Raw genomic sequence first — 4,939 nt, forward strand, 5'->3', positions numbered from 1 at the left:
TAACTTATCTGTTTTCGGTCATGAAGTATTTATCGAAGCAGGAGCTGGACTTGGTTCTGGATTTACAGATGAAGCTTACTCAGATGCAGGGGCAACAATTGTTGCAACCGCAACCGAAGCTTGGTCTCAAGATATGGTCATGAAAGTAAAAGAACCAATTGCTTCTGAATATGGTTACTTCCGTGAAGGGTTAATCTTGTTCACGTACTTACATTTAGCACCTGAACCTGAATTGACTCAAGCTTTGGTCGATAATAAAGTAGTTGGAATTGCATACGAAACTGTTCAACTTCCAAACAACTCATTGCCATTGTTAACACCAATGAGTGAAGTGGCTGGTCGCATGTCCACTCAAATTGGTGCTCAATTCTTAGAAAAAATCCATGGTGGTATGGGAATTTTATTAGGTGGAGTACCTGGTGTATCCCGTGGTAAAGTAACAATCATCGGTGGCGGTATTGCAGGAACAAACGCTGCACGTGTAGCTATCGGAATKGGCGCAGATGTGACAATCATCGATTTAAGTCCAGATCGCCTTCGCCAACTGGAAGACTTATTCGGTCGTGATGTACAAACATTAATCTCAAATCCATTCAACATTGCGGAATCAGTTAAAGATTCTGATCTTGTAATTGGAGCTGTATTAATTCCAGGGGCTAAAGCTCCGAAACTTGTAACAGAAGAAATGATCAAATCAATGAAACCTGGTTCAGTTGTAGTCGACATTGCTATTGACCAAGGCGGAATTTTTGAAAGTTCTGACCGTATTACAACGCATGACCAACCAACTTATGAAAAACATGGTGTAGTTCATTACGCAGTTGCGAATATGCCGGGTGCAGTTCCACGTACATCTACAATGGCTTTGACGAACGTAACAGTTCCTTATGCTGTTCAAATTGCAAACAAAGGTTATGTACAAGCTAGTTTAGATAACAGTGCGCTTCTAAAAGGTATTAACACACTTGAAGGACATGTAACTTATCAAGCAGTTGCTGACGCACAAGGACTTCCATACGTTGCCGTTGAACAACTATTAAATAAATAAGATGAAGCCCCTTTTAGCTGCAAAGTGAGAAGGGGCTTTTTTGTGGGCTATGTTAATTGTTGCTGTTGATATTCCGAAAAACAGCTACGCTTTCCTAGTGTGATGTTCAAGACTATTTTGCTCCTGCGGTTACTCGTCGCAGTGATGCTCCATATCTATTACTGTTCTCTTTGGTGAGTGTAGTGGAAGGCGGCGAAATCATGTGCTCCTGCGATTACTCGTCGGAAGATATTGGCCATTCGTCCAAATTGGAAAAGAATTCAACAATATAGTTTAACAGAGCCTTTTTGAAAAAATGATTTATTGCACCGCATCTATATAGTTGTTTCTTGATTTCATTCCAACATAAAAGACCTGTATCGCTCAAAAAGCGATACAGGTCTTTTATGTTTTATATAAGTATTTATGCTGTCGGAATGATAACCAATTCTTTCGGGTACTTCGTAAGGACTTCGACGCCATCTTTAGTGACAACAACATCATCTTCTATACGAACGCCCGTGATATTCGGATCATAGATTCCAGGTTCAATTGTGAAGACCATGCCTTCGATCAATTCCATTTCATTATTTCCTGTTACAGAAGGGAATTCATGTACAGAAATTCCTAGACCATGTCCGAGGCGATGGGTAAAGAATTCACCGTATCCTGCTTCCGTAATCACGTCACGTGCAATCTTATCTAGATCCATCGCACGAACACCTGGTTTTACAGCATCCACTGCATCTTGCTCTGCTTTTCTTACAGTTTCATACACTTCTTTTTGAGCGTCAGATGGCTCGCCGAAAGATACAGTACGGGTAATATCTGAACAGTATCCTTTGTAAATGACGCCTAAATCAAACAGGACGAAATCACCTTTTTGAATTTTACGGTCACCTGGTTTACCGTGTGGTGACGCGGTTTTTGGACCACTCAATACCATCGTATCAAATGACATATGGGAAATTCCTTTTTTCTTCATTGCCAGTTCAATCGCTGTCAGAATTTCAAGCTCCGTTTTGMCTTCAGCAATTTCGCTGACACCCACTTCGATTGCATAATCTGCATAAGCAGCTGCTTGACGTAAGATTTCCAATTCTTTTTCATCCTTGACCACTCGCATGGCATTCAACTGGTCGTCCAATCGCGTAAACGATGCTTGAGGGAACAGTTCCTGAAGTGCTTCCAAACGTTCAACCGTCATATGCGATTTTTCAATGGCAAGTTGGGAGATTGTGATTCCTTTCTTTTCGATGGCTTCTTTTAATAGTTGCCAAGGATTGTCTGTATCCTGATGGCCTACTGTATCAAAAGACCAACCTGCTGCTTTTGCGTCAGGCACTTCCATTTTAGGACAAATCATCAACGGTTCTGCATTTTGGAATACCACAACACCCAACAAACGTTCATGGGGATTGCTGTGGAAACCCGATACGTAAAATACGTTGTCGGGTGTTGTAATAAATGCAGCGTCTATATTATTTTGTTTTAAATACGAAGAGATTTGATTGATTTTGCTCATATAAGCACTCCTTTATAACTTTATCTCCTCTAGCATATCAAAAAAAAGGAGATTCGACATTTTTATCGTATACTTATCAAATAGCAAAATAAAGGAGGTTCAAACTTATGTATGTATCATTTCACGGACATTCAGTTGTCAAAATAAAAACGGGTGATTATACGATATTGATTGACCCATTTATTACAGGAAACGACTTGACTGATTTAATAGCAGAAAATGAAAAGCCAAATGTCATTTTATTGACGCACGGTCATAATGATCATGTAGGGGACACGGTAGCGATTGCAAAAGCGAATGACACATTAGTTGTTGCTCCATTTGAACTTGCAGAGTACTTGTCTTGGCAAGGTGTGAAAACACATGCAATGCATATTGGAGGAGCAAGACAATTTGAATTCGGGAAAGTTAAATTTACTCAGGCTTTCCATGGGTCATCCTATGAAACGGAAAATCAAGAAATTATTTATACCGGAATGCCAGCAGGAATTTTATTTATGGCTGAAGGGAAAACGGTCTACCATGCAGGAGATACTGCATTATTTGGTGATATGAAATTGATTGGTGAAAGACATCCTATTGATTTGGCGTTTTTACCAATAGGCGACAACTTCACGATGGGTATTGATGACGCAGCCTATGCGGTCGAGTTATTGAAACCAAAAGCTGTCGTGCCGATTCACTTTAATACGTTCCCGCCAATCAAACAAGATCCTCAAGACTTTAAGGCAGCTGTCAAAGATGCCATGGTCCATATCCTGAATGCTGGGGACGGAGTAGAATTGTAATCCAAAACACGGAAGTCACTGACTTCCTGTGTTTTTTTATTTAATTAAAAAGACGGCTTTGTGATACACTAAGAACAGAACGATTGTTTGGGAAATAGGTGAATTCATGGCTACAAAACACGAACAAATATTACAATATATTGAGTCTTTACCCGTGGGAGATAAAATCTCAGTAAGACGAATAGCAAAAGAACTTCAGGTGAGTGAAGGTACTGCATATCGTGCTATCAAAGAAGCTGAAACTCAACGTTATGTCAGCACGATTGAGCGGGTTGGGACTATTCGTATTGAAAAGAAAAAGAAAGAAAATATCGAACGTCTGACTTTTGCGGAAGTTGTAAATATTGTGGATGGCCAAGTATTGGGTGGAAAGAATGGTCTGCATAAAACGCTGACCAAGTTTGTTATTGGTGCGATGCAATTAGAGGACATGATGCGATACACCGATGCGGGCAGTCTACTAATCGTCGGAAACCGGGCGAAAGCCCATTTTACAGCTTTGAAAGCAGGAGCGGCTGTATTGATAACGGGTGGATTTGAAGCCTCGGAATCTTTGAAAAAAGTGGCGGATGAATTAGAGTTGCCGATTATCTCCACAAGTTATGACACATTTACAGTTGCCACGATGATTAATCGTGCCATTTATGATCAATTAATTAAAAAAGAAATTTTATTCATTGAAGATATTTATGTGCCGTTTCAGGAAACAGATTTCTTGCGTGTAACCGACGACGTGAAAGCGTATCATAACAAAAATGCACAAACAAGGCATGGTGGATTTCCAGTGGTGGATGCCAATCAAAAAAATGTTGGCATCGTTACGGCAAGAGACGTTATAGGGAAAAATTATGGTGAATCCATCGAAAAAGTCATGACAAAAAATCCTATCACAGTCACGATGAAAACGAGTGTTGCTACTGCTGGGCATCGGATGATTTGGGAAGGCATCGACTTAATGCCGGTGGTCAATGATTCCGGCATTCTCGAAGGGGTTATCAGTCGCCAGGATGTCTTAAAAGCATTGCAGCTGGCRCAACGACAGCCGCAACATGGTGAAACGATTGATGATATTGTCAAAAATCAAATGAAAGTCCTTCAAGAAGATGAACTCGCAGTCGAGTTTACCGTGACGCCGCAAATGACGAATCAATTTGGGGCCATTTCATATGGAGCATTTACCACCCTGTTGGCTGAAGCGGGTAATTACGCGATGAAAAACAGAAAACGTGGAGATAGTGTCGCTGAGAACATGACGATTTATTTTATCAAACCTGTTCAGATGGATAGTGTGTTGACGGTACGTCCTCGAATATTGGACATGAGTCGGAAGTTTGTGAAAATGGAGTTTGATGTGTTCCATGGTACTCTTTTAGTCGGGAAGGCTATGATGATGTTCCAGTTGCTTGAAAGATAGGGTCAAACCTCAGAATGGCAATAAAAAAAGTGATGCTGGACAGCATCACTTTTTGTTCAAACGAAATTCTTCTTCTACAAATTGACCGTAATGTTTGGCCACACGATAATAATTAACCATGGTGAACAAACCAATAACAATAAATATCCCTGAGATAACATACGTTAATGTTGTGGGAAATAAGA

4 protein-coding genes are annotated in these 4,939 nt (G+C 40.3%); 3 read left to right on the top strand and 1 reads right to left on the bottom strand.

Annotated elements, in window-relative coordinates:
* On the top strand, nt 1-1,048 hold a 1,048-nt coding region (ald, locus tag AC1DSL_RS15685), incomplete at its 5' end, for an alanine dehydrogenase (RefSeq protein WP_477532897.1).
* A 403-nt stretch (nt 1,049-1,451) separates the two neighbouring features.
* On the opposite strand, the gene AC1DSL_RS15690 is transcribed toward ald, so the two are convergent.
* Entirely contained in the window at nt 1,452-2,552 is a 1,101-nt protein-coding gene (locus AC1DSL_RS15690) for a M24 family metallopeptidase (RefSeq protein WP_477532898.1), read from the bottom strand.
* A gap of 107 nt (nt 2,553-2,659) precedes the next feature.
* Between AC1DSL_RS15690 and AC1DSL_RS15695 the strand changes: the two genes are divergently transcribed.
* Nucleotides 2,660-3,340 (top strand): metal-dependent hydrolase, encoded by a 681-nt coding sequence (locus tag AC1DSL_RS15695; RefSeq protein ID WP_477532899.1) that lies wholly within the window; start codon nt 2,660-2,662, stop codon nt 3,338-3,340.
* 106 nt (nt 3,341-3,446) lie between these two features.
* A complete protein-coding gene (locus AC1DSL_RS15700; RefSeq protein WP_342543739.1) occupies nt 3,447-4,754 on the top strand; it encodes a DRTGG domain-containing protein in 1,308 nt (435 codons plus the stop codon).
* Nucleotides 4,755-4,939 lie beyond the last annotated feature (185 nt).

The organism is Paenisporosarcina sp. P4_D4, from assembly GCF_056401835.1.